Raw genomic sequence first — 2,572 nt, 5'->3', positions numbered from 1 at the left:
CGTTTCCAATGTAGCTCAATTCTTTGTTTTTTTGTCTAACTGAAATCGAAAATTGGAGTTGTGCAACAGTTACCCTTGTTAGCTGTAGTCGCAATCTTTATTTATTCCCAAATTACATTTAAATCTCTAAACTCTTGTGCTGATTTATTGAAATTCAATGTGTTATTTTCGGGTTCATTTCGTGTTTTGAATTTAAATAATTTAATGATTTTAATTTCTTCATTGACGTCTTTAAAGGTTGCTTTAATATTTAGTGGAACATTAACAGAAAGTTTTGGATATGTATATGAAGATTTATTAAAATCGAATTTATATTCATTCCCGTTTAGATCAACTATTGAAAAATCATCAAGTATTGATGTCTTATTTTCATCCTTTGATTCGATAAGAAAATTTAGTGAAATTGATTTTTCATTCTTGTTTCCTATTACCTTGGTAATTCTATATTCGTTATTATTATTTTTTACTTCTAGAATAGGTGTGTTTATATCTAAAGATTTTTTTAGATACATATTGTGAGATTTTACAGATTGAATTTCTGTTTTAAGTTCAACAATATCATTTTTAATTTTTTCAATTTCAGTTTTTAAATCATTGTTTGTTTGTGAATAAGTAAATGATGATAGAATCACTGATGATAGTAGTAAAATATTTTTCATAAAATGTCTTTAATTATATTTTGTTGGCTTTTCCATTGTTTTGGCGCAACCACATCTAACAAGCTGTAGATTAACGAATTGCGGTAATTCGAAGGGCTGAAAGTTCAAGAATTCAGAAACGTAGCGAATGCTTTTTCACTTCTGCTAACTTACAAAAAATCGCAGAATTGAAAAGCATTCGGCGAATAAATATTACAAATTTTTCAACTTGCGTTTCACCCCGCATTTTGCCAATACTATGTGATTGTTGCACAACTCAAAAATAAAAAAAATTCGGATCTTGTAGTATGCAAGGACGAAAAGAATTTACCCCACAATTATTTTACGAACTAAACTTAGAGCGGTTAGTTCCACCCGATAACTTTTATCGCCGTGTAAATCAAGCATTAGATTTACAATTTTTGTACAAATCCACTCAAAAATACTATGGCACTCAAGGTCAAGAAAGCATTCACAAACCTTTGTACGATAAAATGCACGAAAAACTCACCCAAAACAAAGCATATCACCGCAGGTTAGTAAAACGACGAAGTGCTACAGTAGAACCCGTTTTAGGAACGTTGATTAACTTTTTTAATATGAAACGAATCAACAGCAGAGGAATGGCACAAGCCAATAAACACGTTTTGATGTCAAGTTTATCTTACAACTTGAAGAAATACCTGCGCTTTATTTTCAAAATCCCGAGTGTTTTAGCCCAAGTTGTTTCCCTAAAACAAGGGAAATACAGCTTTTTACAAAAGTACTCCTTCACAACTTAAAAAAGTGCGTTTTTAAACCCCTATAATTTTACAATTTAATATATTTCTCTAAAAATAAACCTCGCTTAAAATGGCTTAAACGAGGTCAAATATTTTAAATTTTTATAAAAATTGGAGTTGTGCAACAGTTACCAATGTTAGCCGTAGTTGTTTATTATGTTTTCAAAATCTATTCTACCTAAAAAATTATCATTTTTTTCTAATTTATTCAGTCCAATTTTTGCATACTCAAGCGCTTTTTGTGGATTCCTTTTTTCATAGATTTTAGATAATGCCCAAATTAATCTCATTTCAGTTCCAATTAAATTTAGCCCACCAATTTTATTCTTTGGATTAGTTAAATCGTCTTTGTCCAAATTGTCAAAAATGTAATTTTCACTTTCAAATAATTCAATTATTGGAATTGCTTGAGTTTTTACAGATTCAAAAATGTTTTCAGAAGTTTTTATGTTTTCTTTTTCTGAATTTGAATATTCCCACCATTGATTATCAATTTTTTTATTCGATAAACTCCACCATTTTTTTACTCACAATTCTTGTTAGTCTTGTTCGAAATTCGCAGTCGTAATATTTTAATTTTTTGAGGTCAATTTCGTGTCCAAAATTTTCAATTATTTCTTTTGGGTGAATTCCTAATTCGACACAACAACTTCCTCCATATCGATTTGCTTGAATTCCGATTGTGTATATAAAATTTACGTTTTCTTTTTTATAGTTAGATCCACTTCCTTTAAAACCTAACTCTTTTAATTTTTCGGATAATGGCTTTGAAATCTGTTTTTTAAATTCTTCGGAACTTATCATTGACAGGAAGTTTTTGTACAATTACGGCTAACGGGCCGCGTATTGGTGATAGTGGCGGATTAGAAAGCCAAAACTTTCAATTTTACACTAAGCTAAGCAACAGCCTTTTATTATTTTCTAAATTTATGAAAAAAGGAAATATAAAAGGCTGTTGCGACAAAAAAAGGAGAAACTTTCAATTTCTCCCTTAACCCGCCATTTCGCCAATACAGTGTGCTTGTTGCACAACTCAAAAATAAAAAAAAATTCGGATCTTGTAGTATGCAAGGACGAAAAGAATTTACCCCACAATTATTTTACGAACTAAGTTTAGAGCGGTTAGTTCCACCCGATAACTTTTATCGCCGT

At 30.2% G+C, this 2,572-nt stretch carries 3 protein-coding genes and 1 pseudogene; 1 reads left to right on the top strand and 3 read right to left on the bottom strand.

Annotated features, from left to right (window positions below; all coding sequences use genetic code 11):
• Positions 1-101: 101 nt before the first annotated feature.
• Positions 102-659 (bottom strand): transposase, encoded by a 558-nt coding sequence (locus HX088_RS13750; RefSeq protein WP_286484469.1) that lies wholly within the window; start codon positions 657-659, stop codon positions 102-104.
• 440 nt (positions 660-1,099) lie between these two features.
• Between HX088_RS13750 and HX088_RS13745 the strand changes: the two are divergent.
• Positions 1,100-1,420: pseudogene (locus HX088_RS13745) on the top strand (transposase); the annotation flags it as partial.
• Between the two features lie 137 nt (positions 1,421-1,557).
• Here the strand turns inward: HX088_RS13745 and HX088_RS13740 are convergent.
• Together HX088_RS13740 and HX088_RS13735 are read right to left on the bottom strand one after the other, a co-directional pair.
• Complete coding sequence (locus tag HX088_RS13740; RefSeq protein ID WP_286484467.1) at positions 1,558-1,776, bottom strand: hypothetical protein; 219 nt, start codon at positions 1,774-1,776, stop codon at positions 1,558-1,560.
• Positions 1,777-1,918: 142 nt separating this feature from the next.
• On the bottom strand, positions 1,919-2,224 hold the full coding sequence (locus HX088_RS13735) for a DUF4304 domain-containing protein (protein ID WP_286484465.1): 306 nt from the start codon (positions 2,222-2,224) through the stop codon (positions 1,919-1,921).
• Between the last annotated feature and the right edge of the window lie 348 nt (positions 2,225-2,572).

Origin of the sequence: Empedobacter sp. 225-1 (assembly GCF_030328185.1) — a bacterium.
Lineage (GTDB): Bacteria > Bacteroidota > Bacteroidia > Flavobacteriales > Weeksellaceae > Empedobacter > Empedobacter stercoris.
The sequence above is the reverse complement of the archived record's forward strand: the minus strand, read 5'-3'. Positions and strand labels throughout refer to the sequence as shown.

Bases quoted from the DNA above. Each gene is read 5' to 3' on its own strand.
- HX088_RS13735 (WP_286484465.1), bottom strand. From the start codon at position 2,224: ATGATAAGTTCCGAAGAATTTAAAAAACAGATTTCAAAGCCATTATCC.
- HX088_RS13750 (WP_286484469.1), bottom strand. From the start codon at position 659: ATGAAAAATATTTTACTACTATCATCAGTGATTCTATCATCATTTACT.